The organism is Epibacterium sp. ABV4_022, from assembly GCF_056159345.1.
In genome coordinates this window covers 1,370,246-1,390,000 of the sequence record NZ_JBSWVA010000001.1, presented here as the reverse complement: position 1 = coordinate 1,390,000, position 19,755 = coordinate 1,370,246, and the positions used below count along the sequence as shown (strand labels likewise).

12 protein-coding genes, 1 tRNA gene and 1 rRNA gene (1 of these 14 running past the window's edge) are annotated in these 19,755 nt (G+C 62.4%); 3 read left to right on the top strand and 11 right to left on the bottom strand.

Annotation, left to right across the window (positions count from 1 at the left end):
* The 4 genes from ACXAF5_RS06610 to ACXAF5_RS06595 form a co-directional block, all read right to left on the bottom strand.
* Positions 1–190: ribosomal RNA gene (locus ACXAF5_RS06610) — 16S ribosomal RNA — on the bottom strand; it reaches 1,272 nt to the left of the window's first position.
* An 858-nt stretch (positions 191–1,048) separates the two neighbouring features.
* A complete protein-coding gene (gene fdhF, locus ACXAF5_RS06605) occupies positions 1,049–3,823 on the bottom strand; it encodes a formate dehydrogenase subunit alpha (protein ID WP_474945996.1) in 2,775 nt (924 codons plus the stop codon).
* 140 nt (positions 3,824–3,963) lie between these two features.
* Complete coding sequence (locus ACXAF5_RS06600) at positions 3,964–5,652, bottom strand: NAD(P)H-dependent oxidoreductase subunit E (protein ID WP_474945995.1); 1,689 nt, start codon at positions 5,650–5,652, stop codon at positions 3,964–3,966.
* Positions 5,653–5,744: 92 nt separating this feature from the next.
* Entirely contained in the window at positions 5,745–6,632 is an 888-nt protein-coding gene (locus ACXAF5_RS06595) for a LysR family transcriptional regulator (protein ID WP_474945994.1), read from the bottom strand.
* 337 nt (positions 6,633–6,969) lie between these two features.
* Between ACXAF5_RS06595 and ACXAF5_RS06590 the strand changes: the two genes are divergently transcribed.
* Together ACXAF5_RS06590 and ACXAF5_RS06585 are read left to right on the top strand one after the other, a co-directional pair.
* On the top strand, positions 6,970–7,536 hold the full coding sequence (locus ACXAF5_RS06590) for a hypothetical protein (protein WP_474945993.1): 567 nt from the start codon (positions 6,970–6,972) through the stop codon (positions 7,534–7,536).
* A gap of 36 nt (positions 7,537–7,572) precedes the next feature.
* Positions 7,573–9,456: a methyl-accepting chemotaxis protein gene (locus ACXAF5_RS06585; protein WP_474945992.1), complete on the top strand. Its 1,884-nt coding sequence runs from the start codon at positions 7,573–7,575 to the stop codon at positions 9,454–9,456.
* A gap of 275 nt (positions 9,457–9,731) precedes the next feature.
* Here ACXAF5_RS06585 and adh read toward each other — a convergent pair whose 3' ends face one another.
* Both adh and ACXAF5_RS06575 read right to left on the bottom strand, forming a co-directional pair.
* Positions 9,732–11,252: an aldehyde dehydrogenase gene (gene adh / locus ACXAF5_RS06580; protein ID WP_239323111.1), complete on the bottom strand. Its 1,521-nt coding sequence runs from the start codon at positions 11,250–11,252 to the stop codon at positions 9,732–9,734.
* A gap of 119 nt (positions 11,253–11,371) precedes the next feature.
* Positions 11,372–12,337 (bottom strand): GAF domain-containing protein, encoded by a 966-nt coding sequence (locus ACXAF5_RS06575; RefSeq protein ID WP_239323110.1) that lies wholly within the window; start codon positions 12,335–12,337, stop codon positions 11,372–11,374.
* Positions 12,338–12,544: 207 nt separating this feature from the next.
* Between ACXAF5_RS06575 and ACXAF5_RS06570 the strand changes: the two genes are divergently transcribed.
* Entirely contained in the window at positions 12,545–13,048 is a 504-nt protein-coding gene (locus ACXAF5_RS06570; RefSeq protein WP_474945991.1) for a MarR family winged helix-turn-helix transcriptional regulator, read from the top strand.
* A 21-nt stretch (positions 13,049–13,069) separates the two neighbouring features.
* Here the strand turns inward: ACXAF5_RS06570 and ACXAF5_RS06565 are convergent, their stop codons facing one another.
* From ACXAF5_RS06565 to ACXAF5_RS06545, 5 genes are all read right to left on the bottom strand, one after another.
* Positions 13,070–15,028 carry a TonB-dependent receptor domain-containing protein gene (locus tag ACXAF5_RS06565; RefSeq protein ID WP_474945990.1) on the bottom strand — a complete coding sequence of 653 codons (1,959 nt, stop codon included), beginning with the start codon at positions 15,026–15,028 and terminating at the stop codon, positions 13,070–13,072.
* 216 nt (positions 15,029–15,244) lie between these two features.
* Positions 15,245–15,321 (bottom strand) — tRNA-Arg (locus tag ACXAF5_RS06560).
* 572 nt (positions 15,322–15,893) lie between these two features.
* Positions 15,894–16,847, bottom strand: coding sequence for an ABC transporter ATP-binding protein (locus ACXAF5_RS06555; protein WP_474945989.1), 954 nt, complete (start codon positions 16,845–16,847; stop codon positions 15,894–15,896).
* Positions 16,844–18,727 carry a dipeptide/oligopeptide/nickel ABC transporter permease/ATP-binding protein gene (locus tag ACXAF5_RS06550; RefSeq protein WP_474945988.1) on the bottom strand — a complete coding sequence of 628 codons (1,884 nt, stop codon included), beginning with the start codon at positions 18,725–18,727 and terminating at the stop codon, positions 16,844–16,846. Before ACXAF5_RS06550 ends, ACXAF5_RS06555 begins: the two co-directional genes overlap by 4 nt.
* Complete coding sequence (locus ACXAF5_RS06545; RefSeq protein WP_065328499.1) at positions 18,724–19,671, bottom strand: ABC transporter permease; 948 nt, start codon at positions 19,669–19,671, stop codon at positions 18,724–18,726. Before ACXAF5_RS06545 ends, ACXAF5_RS06550 begins: the two co-directional genes overlap by 4 nt.
* Positions 19,672–19,755 lie beyond the last annotated feature (84 nt).

The following is a 19,755-nucleotide window of genomic DNA, read 5'->3' as shown; positions in this document are numbered from 1 at the left end:
GGCGATAAATCTTTCCCCCGAAGGGCACATAGGGTATTACTCACCGTTTCCAGTGGCTATTCCCTACCTTTGGGTACGTTCCCACGCGTTACTAACCCGTCCGCCGCTAGATCCGAAGATCTCGCTCGACTTGCATGTGTTAGGCCTGCCGCCAGCGTTCGTTCTGAGCCAGGATCAAACTCTCAAGTTGAAAGCAACTTACGTTGCTATCCTTGACGTTCGAACCTCTGCACATCACTGGTTGCTTTAACAAAATCCAATCCCAAGGGCGGAACTGAACCTGCGATCTGACCCGGCTAGGAACCAGAAATGCAACCAATTATTCTCTGTCTGTTGTGCTTGGTTTCAAAAGAAACCGAAGCCGAACAAGACAGTGAAGCTGACACTCCATCATCGAACTTGCGTTCTAAGAGCGTTGATATACAGACGTTGATCCATCGAAATGAACCAAACCGCCCACATATCTCTTCAGTCATCCAACAATGTCAAAGAGCAAACATCCAAGACCCAAAAGCAGACCGTCGCGCAAATCTTGCAGCGCCACCGCCTACATCCAACCAAGAATGCCCCAGTCTCTCCTGAGCGTCACAACCGTCTTTCCGATCCGTCAGCAGCGTCGCCACCGCGCCCCGTAGCGCCTCAGCGCCGCCGGTGAAGGGGGTTCTATGGTGAGCCGACAAAACCCGCAACCCCAAAATCAAGAAAACCATCAGAAAAGATGAAGTTTCTAGCAAAACCACAATAAAACAATGACTTAAACACCTAACCCACCGAAAGACCATCGCGCCACTGACCCGCTCCCCGCCCACGTCCAACGCCCCGACAGCCCCAAATCCCGCCCCAAACCGCCTTATCCACAAGACGCCCACAGTTACCCACAGACTCAGTCCTCGGAATCAACCCGGAATCGCCCGAAACGCGCAGATGAATCGCCCAAACCCCAGCACGCCCCACCCGACTCGCTCCGACAAGCCAAGCGCAAAAACAAAAAAGGCGCGGAGGACCAAACCCTCCGCGCCAAAAAACAGCGTCACACATTAAATGCGCGTTACTCGGCAGCGATCTTGCTGCTGACCTTTTCTACGCGCACGGCGGAGAACTTGAACTCCGGGATCTTGCCATAGGGGTCGATCGCGGGGTTCGTCAGGATATTGGCCGCCGCCTCCACATAGGCGAAGGGCACAAAGACCATGTCCTCGGCAATCGCCCTGTCCGCCCGCGCCATGATCTCGATCGAGCCACGCCGGGTGGTCAGGCGGATCATCTCGCCCGGCTCCACGCCAAGCGCCCGCAGCGTTTTGGGATGCAGCGAACAGTTGGCCTCCGGCTCCACCGCGTCCAGCACCTGCGACCGGCGGGTCATCGAACCGGTATGCCAATGTTCCAGTTGGCGCCCGGTGGTCATGATCATCGGGTAGTCCGCATCCGGCGCCTCATCCGGCGGGATCACGCTCGCAGGTGTGAACTTCGCCCGCCCCTCGGGACGCGGGAAGCCATCGCCGAACACGATCGCCTGACCTGGGTCGGTTTCGTGCAACGATGGGTAGGTGATGGTCTCGGTCTCCAGACGCGCCCAGGTGATGTTGTCCAGCGACTTCATGTTGAGCTTCATCTCGGCAAATACTTCCGAGACATCGCCGTAGTTCCAGGGCAGGCCGATACGCTGCGCCAGCTCGACGGTGATCTTCCAGTCCTCGCGGGCCTCGCCCGGCGGGGTCACGGCGGGGCGCACCCGCTGCACCTGACGGTTGGTGTTCGACACCGTACCGTTCTTTTCATAAAGCGCCGAGGCCGGCAGGATGATGTCGGCAAAGTTCGCAGTCTCGGTCAGGAAGATATCCTGTACGATCATCAGGTCCAGCTTGGCAAAGGCCGCCCGGGCGTGGTCCACATCCGGGTCGGACATGGCCGGGTTTTCGCCCTGGATATACATGCCCTTGATGTTGCCCGCGTAGACCTCATCGACGATCTCGGTCACGGTCAGGCCCTTCTCGTTCGAGAAATCGCCGCCGCCCCAGACATCGGTGAAGCGTTTGCGTACGTCGTCGGACATCACGCTCTGGTAATCCGGCAGGAACATCGGGATGAGGCCCGCATCCGAGGCCCCCTGCACGTTGTTCTGTCCGCGCAACGGGTGCAGACCCGCCCCCGGCTTGCCGACATTGCCGGTCATCAGTGCCAGCGAGATCAGGCAGCGCGAATTGTCAGTGCCGTGGATGTGCTGGCTGACACCCATGCCCCAGAAGATCATCCCCGCCTTGGCGCCCGCAAAGGTGCGGGCAACGCGGCGCAGTTGCTCCGGGTCGATGCCGCAGATTTCGGACATCTTTTCGGGGGTGAACTGGCGCAGGTGTTCTTTCTCCGCCTCCCAGTTCTCGGTCCAGCGGTGGATGTACTGGCTGTCGTAAAGCTCTTCTTCGACGATCACATTCATGATCGCGTTCAGCATCGACACATCCGCGCCGGGGCGGAACTGCAACATTTCATCCGCGTAGCGACGCATGCCGACGCCACGCGGGTCCATCACGATCAGCTTGCCGCCGCGTTTGGTGAACTGCTTGAAGTAGGTCGCCGCAACGGGGTGGTTTTCGATCGGGTTGGCGCCGATGATGATCGCCACATCGGCATTCTCGATCTCGTTGAAGGTCGCGGTCACCGCACCAGAGCCGACGTTTTCGATCAAGGCGGCCACCGAGGACGCGTGGCACAGCCGGGTGCAGTGATCGACGTTGTTGTGACCGAAGCCCTGCCGGATGAACTTCTGGAACAGATAGGCTTCCTCGTTGGTGCATTTGGCAGAGCCAAAGCCCGCAACCGATTTCGGGTTCTCGTCGCGCAGCTTTACCAGCCCCTTGGCGGCCAGATCCATCGCCTCGTCCCAGGTCGCCTCCCGAAAGTGGGTCGCCAACTCGCCGGGATCGACGTTCAGCCCCTTGGCGGGGGCGTCGTCGCGGCGGATCAGCGGCTTGGTCAGCCGGTGCGGGTGGTGGATGTAGTCAAAGCCAAAGCGACCCTTCACACACAAACGGCCTTCGTTGGCAGGGCCGTTGATGCCCTCGACATATTTGACCTTGTTGTCCTTGACCTTGAGCGACACTTTGCACCCCACCCCGCAGAAGGGGCAGACGCTTTCGGTCTCAGAGTCAAAATCCGCGCGGTCGCCAACCTGGTTTTCGTCCACCACGGTGGCGGGCATCAGGGCGCCGGTCGGGCAGGCCTGCACGCATTCGCCGCAGGCCACACAAGAGGACGCGCCCATCGGGTCGGCAATATCGAAGGTCGGATAGGCGTTGTGACCGCGACCGGCCATGCCGATCACGTCGTTCACCTGCACTTCGCGGCAGGCGCGCACGCAAAGACCGCAGGAGATGCAGGCATCCAGGTTCACGCTCATCGCGACGTGGCTGTCATCCAGAAGCGGGATATGACCCTCTTCCATCTTGGGGAAGCGCGACTCCGAAACCCCGTTCAGCTCGGCCATGTCCCACATATGCGAGGATTTATCATGCGCGACGTCCTGCGCGGGCTGATCGGCGACCAGCAGCTCCATCACCATCTTGCGCGCGTTTTCGGCGCGGGCGTTGTTGGTGGTGACAACCATGCCTTCGCTGGGTTCGCGGATGCAGGAGGCCGCGAGGGTCCGTTCGCCCTCGATTTCCACCATGCAGGCGCGGCAGTTGCCGTCGGGGCGATAGCCCGGCTGGGGCTTGTGGCACAGGTGCGGGATCTTGAGACCACGACCATTGGCGACTTCCCAGATGGTCAGGCCAGCCTCGGCCGTGACCTGTTCGCCGTCGAGGGTAAAGGTGATTTGCTTCGACATGGCTCAGATCTCCTTGGCTTGCGAAGATGAGATGAGGGCTGCGACTGACCTTGGGGAGGCGCAATCGCGCCTTCCCGGGGGGAAGGTCAGGCGCGGCCCGGTGGTTCCCACCGGGCGAGACATCATTGCGGAGGCCATGCTCACACCTCCTCGGGGAAGTGTTTCATGGTCAGGCGGATCGGGTTCGGCGCGGCCTGGCCAAGACCGCAGATGGAGGCATCCACCATGGTCTGGCTCAGCTCTTCCAGGAGCGACTGATCCCATTTGTCTGCCTGCATCAGCTTCACGGCCTTTTCGCAGCCGACCCGGCAGGGGGTGCACTGGCCGCAGCTCTCGTCCTCGAAGAAACGCAGCATGTTGAGCGCCGCATCTCGCGCCGAGTCCTGATCCGACAGGACAACAACCGCCGCCGAACCGATAAAGGTGCCGTGGGGTTGCAGCGTGTCGAAATCGAGCGGGATGTCATCCATATGCGCCGGCAACAGGCCGGAGGACGGGCCGCCCGGCTGGTAGGCCTTGAACGTCTGGCCGTCCAGCATGCCGCCAGCGGCCTCGATCACATCCAGAATGGTGGAGCCTGCCGGCAGCAGATGCACGCCCGGATTTTTCACGCGACCGGACACCGAGTAGGAGCGCAGCCCCTTGCGACCGTTCTTTTCCACCGCGTTCAGGCACTCCGGCCCTTCGCGGTTGATCTTGGTGACCCAATACAATGTCTCGACATTATGCACGAGGGTCGGCTGGCCAAAGACGCCCACCTGCGCCACAAAAGGCGGACGGTGGCGCGGCTCGCCGCGTTTGCCTTCGATCGACTCGATCATGGCGCTCTCTTCACCGCAGATATAGGCCCCTGCCCCGCGGCGCAGGTCGATGTAACCTGGCTCGACGATGCCCGCCTCTTCCAGCGCGGCAATCTCGCGGCGCAGGATCTCCAGCACCGCCGGATATTCGTCGCGCATGTAGATAAAGGCCTTTTCCGCCTCCACCGCCCATGCGGCGATCAGCATGCCCTCAAGGAACACATGCGGCGTGCGTTCGAGGTAATAGCGGTCCTTGAAGGTGCCCGGCTCGCCCTCATCGCCATTGACGGCGAGATAGCGCGGACCTTCGTTCATCCGCACGAAGCCCCATTTCTTGCCCGACGGGAAACCGGCCCCGCCCAGACCGCGCAGACCGGCAGAGAGCACCTTGTCCTGAACCGCTTCCCAGTCGCCGTTTTGGCGCAGGTCCTTCAGCACCTCATAGCCGCCCGCGATGGCATACTCGCGGTAGGTCTCATACTGCGGGACATGCGCGTGCGTGTCATCCGCGGCAATCGCGGCCTCGACCTTTTCGACGGTGGCGTGGTCGATGTGGTTGTGACCGATCTCCAGCACCGGGGCGGTGTCGCAACGGCCCATGCAGGGGGCCCGCAGGACGCGGACCTGAGTGGGGTCCATGCCGTCCTCCAGCGCCTGTTTCAACTGCTCGGCCCCGGCCAGCTCGCACGACAGCGAGTCGCAGACCCGGATGGTCAGCGCCGGTGGCGGGGTCTCGCCCTCTTTGACCACGTCGAAATGCGCATAGAAGCTGGCCACCTCGTAGATTTCCGCCTGGCCGACGCGCATTTCTTCCGACAGCGCCCGGATATGGGCGGCAGAGATATGGCCAAAGCGATCCTGCACCAGGTGCAGGAACTCGATCAGCAGATCGCGGTTGCGCGGGCGCTCGCCCAGCAGGTCAAGGATTTCGGAATGCGCTTGATCGTCGAGCTGGCGGCCCTTGGGCGTCTTGCGGCCCTTGCCGCGCCCGGATTTCCAAACGCCAGATGTATTGTCCAGAGGTGCCATGGGTGTCTCCCAATTCAGGTGCCTTCAGACCGCAATCCCACCCCTTATTCCGGCGGTCAAATTCGAATGACCGATGGCGCGATAAGCATCCCTTATGATGCACTTGCCGCGATGACCTGTCTCAGCGCGCGGATCGTTGTGAGCTCGGGCTGTCGCTCGACACTTGCCAGACAGATAGGGCGCGCCGGCTCCGGGTCCACCAGCGGCAGCGCGCGGGTGCCATCCAGCGGACCAAGCGCCTGCACCAGCGCCTTGGGCAGGATCGTGGCCACCGACCCCGCCCGCGCCATGACCATCGCCGCCATGAAACCGCTGGACTCCGACATGACCTCGGGACGCAGGTCCAGATCCGCAAACACGCGGTCCAGGATGCGCCGGTTCTGCATCTGCGGCTCCAGCAGGCTCAGCGGCAGGGTGGCCGCGTCGCGCCAGGAAACGCTCTCGCCAAAGGGGGCAAGCATTTCGTCCGAGGCCAGCAACACATAGGTTTCGTCATAGAGCGGTTGCAGACTCATGCTGTCGCGCCCGACGCTGTCGCTATAGGTGACCCCGGCGTCGAGCGTCCCGTCATAAAGCCGTTGCTGGATCAACAGCGAGGTCGTGACCTCCAGCCGCACCAGCATGCGCGGATGGGCCTGATGCAGGCGGTCAATCAATTGCGCAACATAGGAGGTCGCGGTCGGCACCGCGCCGATGACCAGCGTTCCGGTCACCTCGCCACGCGCGGCGGCGATTTCCTGATCCAGCGCCTTGGCATCATCCAGAATGCCCCGCGCCCGATCAACGATCATCTGCCCCTCGCCCGTGAGCCCCTGAAACCGGTTGCCACGGCGCACGATGGACAGGCCCAGCTTTTCCTCCAGACCCCGGATGCGCATCGAGAAAGCGGGTTGGGACATGTTGCAGGCCTCGGCCGCCTTGGCAAAATGCTGGTGACGTGCCAGCGCCGTCAACAATTGCAGGTCTTTGAGTTCGATCATGCGCGCATTTCTCCATCAAGGCGCCAGCGTCCGGCGTCAGCACGACCCGCCAAACGGTCTGAACTGGGGGCAGTCTGCGCATATTCATCGCAAAATGCACCGACACAATGCCTGCCTCAAAACGACAATCTTCAACCGTTGGCGCAGCTATAACACATTGAGATGCCTATGGTTACAACCGTGTCGCCGCCTGCTGTGGCACGCGCGGCGACGATCAGAGCGGGACGCGCCTTCCGGGTACCTCGTGCCAGGGCGGCGCCGATTAATGGGCTGGTAAACTCTCTGGGCTAAGCAAAATAGGTATCTATGGATGCCCCTGGCTTGAAGGAGTTAAATCGTGCGTCTTGTCTCAACCCTAGCAGCGCTGCTGCTATCTGTCCCAGCCTTTGCCGATGAATTCACCCCGGCGCTCGAAGCCTACATGAATGACGAAATCAGCGACTGGGCCAATGACCCGGCCATCGTGGCCGCGATCAAGGCGCAGAACGACGCGCATGCCGGTCTGAGCCAGGATCAGATCGAAGAGATGGACCAGGAATGGCGCGCCAATGTCGGGGATCCCTCGACCCCGCTGCTGGCCGCGGTCCTGAACCACCCCGTCTCCGACGATCTCCGCGCCCGTGTCGAGGCCTCTATGGGGGCCATGACGGAGGTGTTCGTGATGGACGAGCACGGTCTGAACGTCGCCGCCTCCGATGTGACCTCCGACATGTGGCAGGGCGATGAGGCCAAATTCCAGCAAACCTACGGCAATGGCGCCGGCAGCATCCACATCAGCGAAGTGGAACTGGACGAGTCGACCCAGCGCTACCAGGGGCAGATCTCCGTCACCATTGTCGACCCGGACAGCGGCAACGCGATCGGGGCGATCACTGTGGGCGTGGATGCAGAAAGCCTTCTGTAATCCAACCGAAATCCAGGGAATGGGACGGGACACTCGATGGCAGCTATGGCAAAAAAGCCTCCCAGCATCAAAGGCTTGTCGATCTTTGTAAAGATCGGGCTTCTGATCGCGATCTCCACCTTTGTCACCGCGGCATTTGTCTCCGTGGCAAACAAATTGATCGTCGACAAGGCGGTTCAGAACGGTGTCGACACGCTTGGACGCAATGTCACCTATTCCGTTGCCTCACGCAGCGGCGGCGCCATCCGCTTCCGCGATGAAGAAAAGCTCCTTGCCGATCTGCAACGGGTGATCGAGATGACCGAAGGCCGCGCCTTGCACGGCGTGGCCTTTAATCTGGACGGCGAGATTGTCGCAACCGTCGGTACCGCAAGCGAGGCCGAGATTGCCAATCTGACCGCACTTGCCACAACCGCGGCAGAGACAGGCACCGTCGAGGTTGCCGGGGACGGCCGGCTGGTCGCAGCGCCCGCAACCACATCGAAGGGGACTGCGGTTGGGGCCGTGGCCATGCTCTGGTCCAGCGAGGCCGCAAAAGCTGTCGCTCTGCGGGACCAGATGATGGCATTTGGTCTGGCGGGCGGGATTTTCCTGCTCATGTGCGGCTTGTCCGCGCTGGTCTTGCGACGGGTGATCAGCCGCCCCCTGACCGATCTTGGCACCGTGGTTGCCGGCATTGCCGAGGGCGACTACGCGCAGTCGGTCGGCCATCAGACCCGGTCGGATGAGGTCGGCCGCATCGCCCGCAATATCGACAATCTCAAGCAGCAGCTGGCGGAGGTGCGCAGCCTCGAAGAAGAACGCATGGCCGCGCAGTCGAGCCAGAAACAGGTGGTGGACGCGCTGAACCACGCGCTGAAGCAGATGTCCGACGGCGACCTGACCCATGCCATCACCGATCCGTTTGCCGAAGAGTATGAAACGCTGCGCCGCCATTTCAACTCGACTCGCGCCACGATGGTCAGCATCATCGATTCCGTGATCGAGAGTTCCGAACGCATCCGCTCCAGCGCCGAGCAGATCAGCGTCTCCTCCGGTGATCTGTCACAACGCACCGAAAGCCAGGCCGCGACCCTTGAAGAGACTGCGGCAGCGATGGAACAGCTGAACGGCAGCGTGCGCTCCGCCGCCGAAGGCGCCCGCGAAGTCGAGGGCGTCATGGACGAAGCCCGCGCCACAGCCGAACAAAGCGGCAAGGTCGTCGCGGATGCCGTCAATGCGATGTCGCAGATCGAAGCCTCCTCGAGCAAGATTTCGAAGATCCTCACCGTCATCGACGATATCGCCTTCCAGACCAACCTGCTTGCGCTCAATGCCGGGGTCGAGGCGGCCCGCGCGGGCGAAGCTGGTCGCGGCTTTGCCGTGGTGGCCGCCGAGGTCCGCGCCCTTGCCCAGCGCTCGGGCGATGCGGCTCAGGAGATCAAGCACCTGATCGTGGAAAGCACCGAACAGGTCGGCGAAGGTGTGCGTCTCGTCGGGCGCACCGGCGAGGAGCTGGAGAAGATCATCGGGCGCGTGGGCACCATTTCCGGCCATGTCAGCGGCATCGCAACCGGCGCGGAAGAGCAGTCCACCACATTGAACGAGATCAACACCGGGGTTTCGCAACTGGACCAGGTCACGCAGCACAATGCTGCCATGGTCGAGGAAACCACCGCTGCCAGCCAGGTGCTGCGCAACGATGCGGCTCAGCTGGCCCGAGTCGTGGCCGTGTTCAAAACCGATGGCGCGAAGGTCCGCGCGCATGCCGAGGAGGCCGCCGCGCCGCCAGAGCCGTCTGCACACAGCGATGCCGACATGATCGCGGAGTTTGAACAGGCCGCAATGCCTGTGGCAGAAGCCGCAACGATGGAGGTCGCCGCGCCGGATCACGATGACACGCCGGCCCTGAAACCGGCAGCCGGCTGGGAAGATTTCTGATCCCACCCCGCTGATCCCCCTTGACCCCATCGCTGTGCCGGCAGGACGTGAGGGTTTTGCCTAAAGCGAAAAGCCCCGCCGCAAGTCGCCTCGCGCCGCTGCCCAAGACGCGTAAGCCGCAGGCCCTGTCTGCCAAGAGCGCGGGTCGCAACGCCGGGGGGCAGCCCCCCATCATCCCGTGCGCCAGGCCGGGTTGCCCCGGCATCGGTGGTGTGATGCGTGCGGCGGGACCGACAGAGCGCCGGACCCGCCTTTTATCTGCGGGGTTGTTACACTCAGAAGAAACCCAGCTTGTTGGGGTTGTAGCTCACCAACATGTTCTTGGTCTGCTGATAGTGATCCAGCATCATCTTGTGAGTCTCGCGCCCGATGCCCGATTGTTTGTAGCCTCCGAACGCGGCATGGGCAGGATAGGCATGATAATTGTTGACCCAGACCCGTCCGGCCTCGATCGAGCGACCAAACCGATAGGCCCGCGTGCCATCGCGCGTCCAGACCCCGGCGCCGAGGCCGTACATCGTGTCGTTGGCAATCGCCAAGGCTTCCGCTTCATCCTTGAAGGTGGTCACAGACACCACCGGACCAAAGATCTCCTCCTGGAACACCCGCATCTTGTTGTGTCCCTTCAGGATCGTGGGCTGCACGTAGAAACCGGTCGACAGATCGCCGTTGAACCGGGCCGCCTGACCGCCCGTCAGCACCTCTGCCCCTTCTTCGACGCCGATGGTCAGATAGGACAGGATCTTGTCCTGTTGCTCCTGACTGGCCTGCGCCCCGACCATGGTCGCGGGGTCACGCGGATCGCCCTGTTTGATCGCCTTCACCCGCGCGATACAGCGGGCAATAAACTCTTCGTAGATGTCTTCCTGAATGAGCGCGCGCGACGGGCACGTGCAGACCTCGCCTTGATTGAAGGCAAACAGGACAAACCCTTCCACGGCCTTGTCGAGAAAGGCATCATCCGCCGCCATGACATCGGAGAAGAAGATGTTGGGACTCTTTCCGCCCAGTTCCAGCGTCACGGGAATGAGGTTCTCGGTCGCCGCCTGCATGATGATGCGGCCGGTCTCGGTCGATCCGGTAAAGGCGATCTTGGCAATGCGGGGGGATTTGGCAAGCGGCCCGCCCACCTCCGGCCCCATGCCGTTCACGATGTTCAGCACACCGGCCGGCAACAGATCCGCGATCGCTTCGACCAGCACCATGATTGCTGCCGGGGTTTGTTCTGCCGGTTTCAACACCACACAGTTACCTGCCGCCAGCGCCGGCGCCAGTTTCCAGGCGGCCATGAGAACAGAGAAGTTCCACGGAATGATCTGCCCCACGACCCCCAGCGGTTCGTGAAAGTGGTAGGCCACCGTATCTTGGTCAATCTCGGACATGGCGCCTTCCTGCCCGCGCAGAACGCCGGCAAAATAGCGGAAGTGATCCACCGCCAGTGGGATGTCGGCGGCCATCGTTTCGCGAATGGGCTTGCCGTTGTCCCAGGTCTCTGCGGTGGCGATCAGGTCGAGGTTCTGTTCGATCCGGTCGGCGACCTTCAGCAACAGGTTTGACCGGTCCGCCGCCGAAGTCTTGCCCCAGGCCTCCTTGGCAGCGTGGGCGGCATCCAGCGCCAGTTCCACATCTTCGGCAGAGGACCGCGCCACTTCGCAAACCTTGGCGCCGGTGATCGGCGTGATGTTGTCGAAATACCGCCCCTGGACCGGCGCCACAAAACGCCCGCCGATAAAATTGTCATAACGGGCCTTGAAGGGCGATGTGTGTTCACCCGCGATCTGTGTCTGTTCGTTCATGATATCCTCCTCTGCATCCCGGTCCTCCACCGGGGATGCAAGGAGGATGACGATACTGCCGGGGCGCGTCAGCATCCGGCACACAGCCTCGTCGCGCATCTGTCTCAGAACTGAGACGGTCAGGCCGAAGTTTCGCCAATCCCCAGCCGCTTCATGCGGCGGTAGAGGGTGGCGCGCCCAATTCCGAGGCTACGGGCGGCCTGAGACACGTTGCCATGCGCCCGCGCAAGCGCGCGCACCACCGCGGCGCGCTCGGCTTTTTCGAAACCGCTCGCCCCGTCTTCGCGCCCGAACAGATCCGAAGCGGGTATTGCTGCAACCGGACCGGCGGCCTGCAAACCGAAAGCCCTGCGGGCACCGCGTGTCGCACCGCGCAGGATATCGTCCTGATCCACGGCCAGCAGGATGGCAGCGTCGCTCTCCTCGTGATCTGCCACAATGATCCGCGCGGTCGCGAAACAGGCGCGAAACTGATCCACCTCGATCTGGCGCGCGGTCTGGGCAACCTGCGCCGCGATCAACCGGTTGAAGGCCTCGGTCTGATCTGCCCGCGCCGAGGAGACATCCAATGCGCCGACCAGATCCCCCTCGGGGCCAAAAATCGGCGCATCCATGCAGCTCATGTCGATATTGCGGGCATGGAAATGCTCGTCGCGATGAATGGTCACCCGCCGGCCCTCGGCAATGCAGGTGCCGATGCCATTGGTGCCTTCGGAGGCCTCCGACCAATCGGTCCCGGGCGCCAGCCCCCAGGCCTGAAAGATGTCGGCATCCCCGTCCGCGGCGCGCAGGTCCAGCACCACCCCTTCGGCATCGGTCAGCAGGACGCCGCACCCGGAACTGCCCACCAGCCGATAGAGCGCATCCAGCCGCGGCATGGCCACGCGCATCATCGCCTCCGCCCGGCGCCGGCGCTCGGCAAGTGCCGCTGCGGAAATGCGCTGCACATCGCCCTTTTGCCCCGGATCCAGACCATGATGCTGCAACGAGCGTCGCCAGGACGCGGCCAGACGACTGCGCGCGGCCGCCGCGGGATCCGTCGCGGTTTCGACGATACGATCGATGTGTTGTGTAGATTTCGCCAATCTACGTCCTCCCCGGCCCCATGTTACTGCACCCGGCGATTTCGGCAATCCAAGATTGCTCCGACCGCATCCCAGCCGCCCCGATGCAGTGGCCGGACCTCTGTCGCACCGGTCGGCGCTGTGTCGGCTCGTGCTTTCAAAGCCACGGCCCATGGGCTAGGACTAAACGTGGTTTTCCCAAGCTATTGCAGCCAGATAGGTCTATTGATGTCACATCCCTCACCGCCCCGGAGCCCGGCCGAATTCTTTGACGATGACGATCCGCGAATTGCCTACAACCGGGTCTGGTTCAACATCATGCGGGCGCATCGCAGACTGTTGCCGTCGATTGCCAAGGCGCTCAAGGCCGAGGGGCTGGCCGATCCGATCTGGTTTGAAATCCTGATGGAGGTTGAGCGCGCAGGACCCCAGGGCCAGCTGATGGGCCCGTTGGAAGAGATCCTGTTCGTGCCGCAATATGCCCTGTCGCGCCATATCTCGCGATTGGAAAAGGAGGGGTTCCTGCGCCGGGAACATATCGCGGACGGGCGCCGCAAGCAGGTGTTGTTCCTGACCGAGACGGGAACCGGGCTGCACCAGCGCATATGGCCGACCTATATGGCGGCGATTCAGGCAGACGTCGCAGGCTGCATGAGCACCGACGAGGCCTATTTGCTGTCACGCCTGATGATCAAACTTCTGCCCGGCGGGCGGGACCCGGGGCGCAGCTGACGCGCCCCGGATCACAGGCGATCAGAACCGGGCAATGGCCTCGAACACAAAGGTCCGGCCAGGTTCATTCAGCGGCACGATCGAGGAATAATCCGCGCCATAGGTCGAGCGGTCCGCATAGCTCTCGTCGAACAGGTTGTTGATCGACGCGCGCAGGGTCAGCGCAGGCAGCTGCGGCGGGGTATATTCCGCAAAGACATTGACCACCTGATAGCCGTCAAGCCCCTGATCCGATGTGCTCTGGGTGTCGTCATAGTCCAGCGCCATATCGAGGCTGCCCCCGATCAGCAGATCATAGGCGACCAGTTCGTGCTGCACCTCCAGCGCAATGACCTGCCCCAATGGCGCGCCATAGTCCAATGCCTCATAGCTGCCGGAGGACGCTCCGTTCACTTCGATCTCGCTGTTGGAATAGGTCATCCGCACAAAGCCATCGCCCCAGTCATAGGTGGCCCCGAGGTTGTAGCCACGGCTCTGGAAGTCGAAGGTATCACCGCCCCCGCGCGCATCGTCGATCTCGGTGAGGAATATCTCGCCACCAACCCGCAGGGCATCACGATGCCAGTCGAACCCGAGGTTCATGTTCTGCGCCCGCGCACTGCGCAGGCCGCTGTAGTCCCATTGCCGCCAGAACTCGTAGTTGTCCTCCAGCTGGATCCCGCCAAAGACATTGGAATAGCCGGCGCGGACAGAAAAGCTCTCGCTGACCTCAAAGGTGACGGCGGCATTGCCGCTGGCCCCATTGGCAGAGGTCTCATAGCCACCGATACCGGTGAAATCCTGCCAGTCGTAGCGTAGCCCCGCGGACACGGTCCAGCGGTCGGCAGGCGTCAGCCGTGCCTGGGCAAAAACGCCGAGATTGTCTGCCGCCTCGTCAAACCGCCCGTCGATGGGGTCGGAATACTCCGACTCCTTCTTGTAGTAGTCGATCCCGGCGGTCACGGTGTTGCCGTCCGACAGGTGAAAGGTATTCTGCACCTTCGCGGACAAGGTGCTGGAGATCCCGACGCTCTGATAGGGCGACGGCACCCGAATATCGCTTTCGGAATAGCCCAGGACGACCTCGGGATCCCACATGCCAAGGTCATTGGTGTTCTCGTAGCGCAGGCTGTAGCTGGTCCGGGTGGTGTCGTATATCCGGGTCTCGGGCACCGGACGCCCACCGACGACCGCGCCGATATTGGCCCGATAGGGGCGCGCGCCATCATCCTTGATCTGCTGTCCCGACAGCTCGACCCGATGGCCCTCGCGGGATTCATAGGCCAGTTTCAGCAAGCGGCTTTGCAGCTCTGCCCCGGTGCCGGAGACCGTGGTTCCCGACCCGTCCTCATAGTCATCGCCGGTGGCGGATTTGGCGTAGGCAAGGAATTCGAACCCGCCGTCGCTGCGCCCCGCAAGGGTCAGCGACCGGCCAAAGGTCTGCCCGTTGTCACCAAAGCTCAGCCGTGCCGCGCCGCCAAAATTCTGCCCGTCCCGAAGGATATCCTCGGCATCGACCGTCTCCATGACGACGGCGCCCGCGACCGCATTGGGGCCGGTGTCCGCCGCAGCAATGCCGGGATCGACGCGCACGGATTTGAGCACACCGGGGTCAAAGGCATTGGCGCTGACATGGTGGAAGGCACGATTGTTCTGCAACGCCCCGTCCAGCGCGATGGTGAGGTTGAGCATATCAACCCCGTTTACAAAGATCTTCTGGGCGACCGGAATGGCCCCGCCGACAGAGACAGAGGCGATACCGGCAAACAGGTCCTTGAGGTCCCCCATACGGGCCCGCTCGACCTCGGCATCCGCCACATAGGCTGCGGTTGCCCGATCCGCAGCGGTGCCAACCGGATCCTTGTAGCGGACCTCGATGGGGTCGAGCGATATGATATTGTCGGAGAAAGTCTCCTGCGCCGAGGCCGGCAAGGCCGCAAGCAGGGCCAGTGCGGTTCCACCCAAGAGGTGGCCACGTTGCGAAGTGAGTGATCTGAGCATGAACGTTCCCGAATTTCACGTTGTTTTGGAAAGCTGGCTCGGGGACGCGGCTGGCAGATATGGGCCTCCTTCTAAGAGTTCACATCTTGATATGCAAGTGCATGACAAGGATCGGGAGGGTCAAAACGCGCAGGACGGACTTGCCCGGTTTGCCCTCGGCGCCTCGCCTGGGTTTAGTGCGCGCAGGCTCGGGGCGGTGGTTTTTTTGATGTGGAATGGCGCCCGCGGGAGGACTCGAACCCCCAACAGCCCGATTAGAAGTCGGATATTCTATCCAGTTGAATTACGCGGGCGCGTGTCCCGTTTCGTGGCCGGTTCCGCCGCCATTGTCAACTCGGGAACGCAGCTCCAGGCATGGCTCCGTTCAGGAAAACGACGTGATGGCCTGTTTTGGTCCACGCACCATCAGGCGCGTGTCCCCTCCCCCCGCAACACAGGTGCAGCCGGCCTTGCGGCAGGTGTTCTCACCGTAAACGCAAGGTTTCCAGCGCCTGCAATCCGATGGGAAAAGGGGGATCGGCGACCCTCCTGGGGATCGAGGGTCGCCGATGTAGCGCACTTCGGCCCCGACACGACACACACCAACCGCATCGCTCGGAGCGAACCAAACAGCACGCCGTTGTTGCGGAACGACTCAATACCCGTAGAAAAAGGCTACGATTCTCAAAATGGCTTTGAACTCAACACCACGTCCGCACTCACACGCGCAGTATTGCTCAAATAATGCGAGAGTCCACCCGCATATTTACACGGATAGCGTGAAAATCGCGTAAGTTCGGCGCAGCCCTGCTTTGCTGCCCTGATCGCCCTGACTGCGCAAGGCGCAGGGCGTCGGACAGATCAGCAACAGCGCAGCCCCCTTCTCCTAAAGCGGGTTGAAACAGGCACAGGAGACTTGCGCGCGTTCGACATCCAGCGGTGGTACGGTGGTTCTGCAAGCCTCGACCGCGCGCGGGCAACGGGCGCGAAACGCGCAGCCCTCGGGCGGGTTCAGCGGGTCGGGCAGTTCGGTCTCCTTCGCCTCTGGCGCGGCGAGCGCACGCCCGACGACGGGGGCACTGTCGGCCAGGAGTTTCGTATAGGGATGGGTCGGCTTGGCAAAGACCTGATCGGCGGGGCCGACCTCGACCACGGAGCCAAAATAGAGCACCGCGACGCGATCACTGACCGCCTCCACCACCGCAAGATCATGGCTGATAAAGATATAGGTCAGGCCGAATTTCTGTTTCAGATCAGCTAGAAGGTTCAACACCTGCGCCTGCACGGAGACATCCAGCGCGGACACAGGCTCATCCAGGATCAAGATACGCGCATCCGCCGCTAGGGCCCGGGCAATGCCGATCCGCTGCGCCTGTCCGCCAGAGAATTCATGCGGGTAGCGGTCGAGAAACTCCTCGCGCAGGTTCACCGCGGCAAAGATCTCTGCAATGCGAGTGGTGCGCGCCTTGGCGTCCATGCCGTGCAGATGCCGCAGGGGCGCGTCCATGATCTGGCGAATGGTTTTACGCGGGTTGAGGCTGCTGATCGGGTCCTGAAAGACATATTGGATCTTCTGCCCAAAGGTGGCCGGGTCCGCGTTATCAAGCGGTGCGCCGTCGATCTCAATCTGGCCGGTGGTGGGCGGCAGCAAGCCCACCAACATCCGCGCCAATGTGGATTTTCCACACCCCGACTCACCCACGATGCCGAGGGTTTCGCCCTTCTCCACCGTCAGCGAGAGTGGCTGCACCGCCTTGACGCCCGCCTTGGGTGCGCCGAACAGGCGCTTGCCCACCGGGAAAGTCTTGCTGAGGTCGGTGAGTTTCAGTGCCGCGCTCATGCCGTGGCCTCCTGCACTGGGATTTCAGGGTCGATACAGCGGATCTTGCGCGCGGGCCCCAAGGCACCAAGCGCAATATCCCCGCTGCGACAGGCACTTGCGGCCTTGGGACAGCGATCCGCAAAGGCGCAGCCTGCGGGCAGTTTGTCCACCACTGGCGGCAGACCGGGAATGGCTGCCAATTGGCGTCTGCCCTGACCCAGTTCCGGCACGCAGGCCATCAGCCGCGCGGTGTAAGGATGGGCGGGCGCATTGAGGATGGCATCGGTGGGGCCTTCCTCGACAATGCGGCCCGCATACATCACCGCCACCCGGTCACAAAGCTGCGCCACCACGCCAAAATCATGGGTGATGAAGATGATCGCCAAGCCCCGCTCGCGCCGCAAATCATCCAAAAGCGCAAGGATCTGCGCCTGCACCGTCACGTCGAGCGCGGTTGTGGGTTCATCCGCGATGATCACCTCCGGGTCATTGGCCAGCGCCATGGCGATGCCGACCCGTTGGCGCATGCCGCCCGACATCTCATGCGGGTAATTGTCCACCCGCGCCTCGGCATTGGGGATGCGCACGGATTTCAAGAGTTCTATCGCGCGGGCGCGGGCCTCGGAGTTACTGGTGCGATGATGGCACTGGATCGCCTCGATGAGCTGCGCGCCGACTGTATAAAGGGGGTGCAGCGTCGCCAGAGGATCCTGAAAGATATAGGCCACACGGTCACCGCGCAGGCGGCGCAGGGTCTCATAGGGCGCGCCGATCAGATCCTCGCCCTTGTAATGCACCGCACCGCCGGTGATGACACCGGGGGGCGAGGCGACCAATCCCATGATCGACAGCGCCGTCACGGATTTACCAGAGCCACTTTCACCAATGATCCCAAGGCATTCGCCTGGCCTTACCGAGAGGTCAACTCCTCCCACGGCCTTGTAGATGCGATCCTTCACGTGGAACTGGGTTTGCAGGCCGCGCAGGCTCAGGATGCCGTCGCCTTCGGGCTGCGGCACGGGGTCGTTGCGGCGCACCATGGTGGTCGGCATCGGACGGCTGAGCGCGCCGGACTTCAGACGCGGATCAAGCGCGTCGCGCACGCCATCGCCCAGAAGGTTAATCGCCATCACGATCACAAGGATCATCGCGCCGGGCACCACGGAGGTATGCGGATTGGTAATCAGCGCCGAGCGCGCCTCCCCCAGCATGGAGCCCAGGTCCGCCTGCGGCGGTTGCGAGCCAAGGCCAAGGAAACTGAGTCCTGCCGTCTCAAGGATCATCCAGCCGACGGTGGTGGACATGGCGATCACGATCACCGGGATCACATTCGGAACCACCTCCGTGATAATGATCCGCGCATTCGACATCCCGCAGAGCCGCGCCGCATCGACAAATTCCTTATGCGCAATACCGACGGTGACACCGCGAATGTTGCGGGCAAAGAAGGGGATGTTGACGGCGGCCACTGCGATCAGCGCATTCATCAGCCCCGGACCGAGCGCGGCGACAATCGCCAGCGCCAGCAGAATATAGGGAAAGCCCATCAGCATATCGACGCCGCGCATGATCACATTGTCCACGCGCCCGCCGTAAAACCCGGCGATCACGCCGATCGCCGCCCCGATGGTGGCCGCCGCCACCGCCGCCGCAAAGCCCACCGCCAGCGACAGCCGCGTGCCCCACATCAGGCGGCTGGCGAGATCGCGACCAAGGTGATCGGTGCCCAGCAATGCCCCTTCGCTAAAGGGTTTCTTGAACCGCTCTGCCGTGTTCGTCACATCCGGGTCGGGCAGCGGCAAAATGGGTGTCAGCAGCGCCAGCAGCACCACCACCGACATCACGATGAGCCCCGCGAGCGCCAGGCGGTTGCGGGACAAAAGACGCAGGAAGCTCATGCTTTGATCCTCGGGTCCAGAAGGCTTTGGGCGACATCGACGGCAATGTTGAACAGCACATAGCAAGCAGCGACAAAGACCACGCCGCCCTGCACCAGCAGAATGTCACGTTTGAGGATGGCATCGACCAGCATGCGCCCGACGCCGGGCCATTGGAACACCATCTCGATGTAGACTGCGCCCGAGAGCACAAACCCGGCCTGAATGCCCAGCACCGGGATGATCGACACCATCGCCGCGCGCAGACCATGGCGCCAGATCACGCTGCGCTCATGCACGCCTTTGGCGCGGGCGGTGCGGATGAAATCCTGCCGCAGGACCTCCAGCATGGCGGACCGTGACAGGCGGGCGATGACGCCAGTGGCCACCACCGCCAGCGCAATGGCCGGAAGGGTTAGATGGCTGACAAGCGCCGACAGATCCCGCGCGCCGTATATGGGCCACATGCCGGACACCGGAAACCAGCGCAGATTCACCGCAAATATCAGGATCATCATCATGCCGAGGAAAAACGACGGGATCGAAATGCCCAGAAGCACTGCAAATGTAATCGCCTTATCCGCCAGCCCGTATTGGCGCGCCGCCGAGACCACACCTGCCGCAACGCCAAGGATCGAACAGATCACAAAGGATGTGCCCGCCAGCACCAGCGTTGCATTGAACCGCTCCAGCACCTCGTCCAGAACCGCACGATTGAGCGAGAAGCTGCGGCCAAAATCGCCCTGCAACATATTGCCGAGCCAGATAAAGTACCGCTGCACCAAGGGCTTATCGAGGCCGAGATCGCGATTGAGCTTCTCAACATTCTCGGGCGTCGCATAGGAGCCAAGGATCGCCGTGGCCGGGTCGCCCGGGATCATCGCCATGATCAGAAACACGATGACCGAGATCCCCAGAAGGACCGGCACCGCGGAGATGAGCCTTTTTATAATGTAGCCAGTCATGGCGTGCCTTCCTGCTCTGCCGATTGGGGGGAGCGTGTTTCCGGGTAGGCTTCAGCAGAAACTCCGGGGAAACGGGGGCCGCGC

What these genes read in the sequence shown, in the direction of transcription:
- fdhF (WP_474945996.1), bottom strand. Translation starts at nt 3,823, where the DNA reads ATGTCGAAGCAAATCACCTTTACCCTCGACGGCGAACAGGTCACGGCC.
- ACXAF5_RS06600 (WP_474945995.1), bottom strand. Translation starts at nt 5,652, where the DNA reads ATGGCACCTCTGGACAATACATCTGGCGTTTGGAAATCCGGGCGCGGC.
- ACXAF5_RS06595 (WP_474945994.1), bottom strand. Translation starts at nt 6,632, where the DNA reads ATGATCGAACTCAAAGACCTGCAATTGTTGACGGCGCTGGCACGTCAC.
- ACXAF5_RS06585 (WP_474945992.1), top strand. Translation starts at nt 7,573, where the DNA reads ATGGCAGCTATGGCAAAAAAGCCTCCCAGCATCAAAGGCTTGTCGATC.
- adh (WP_239323111.1), bottom strand. Translation starts at nt 11,252, where the DNA reads ATGAACGAACAGACACAGATCGCGGGTGAACACACATCGCCCTTCAAG.
- ACXAF5_RS06570 (WP_474945991.1), top strand. Translation starts at nt 12,545, where the DNA reads ATGTCACATCCCTCACCGCCCCGGAGCCCGGCCGAATTCTTTGACGAT.
- ACXAF5_RS06565 (WP_474945990.1), bottom strand. Translation starts at nt 15,028, where the DNA reads ATGCTCAGATCACTCACTTCGCAACGTGGCCACCTCTTGGGTGGAACC.
- ACXAF5_RS06555 (WP_474945989.1), bottom strand. Translation starts at nt 16,847, where the DNA reads ATGAGCGCGGCACTGAAACTCACCGACCTCAGCAAGACTTTCCCGGTG.
- ACXAF5_RS06550 (WP_474945988.1), bottom strand. Translation starts at nt 18,727, where the DNA reads ATGAGCTTCCTGCGTCTTTTGTCCCGCAACCGCCTGGCGCTCGCGGGG.
- ACXAF5_RS06545 (WP_065328499.1), bottom strand. Translation starts at nt 19,671, where the DNA reads ATGACTGGCTACATTATAAAAAGGCTCATCTCCGCGGTGCCGGTCCTT.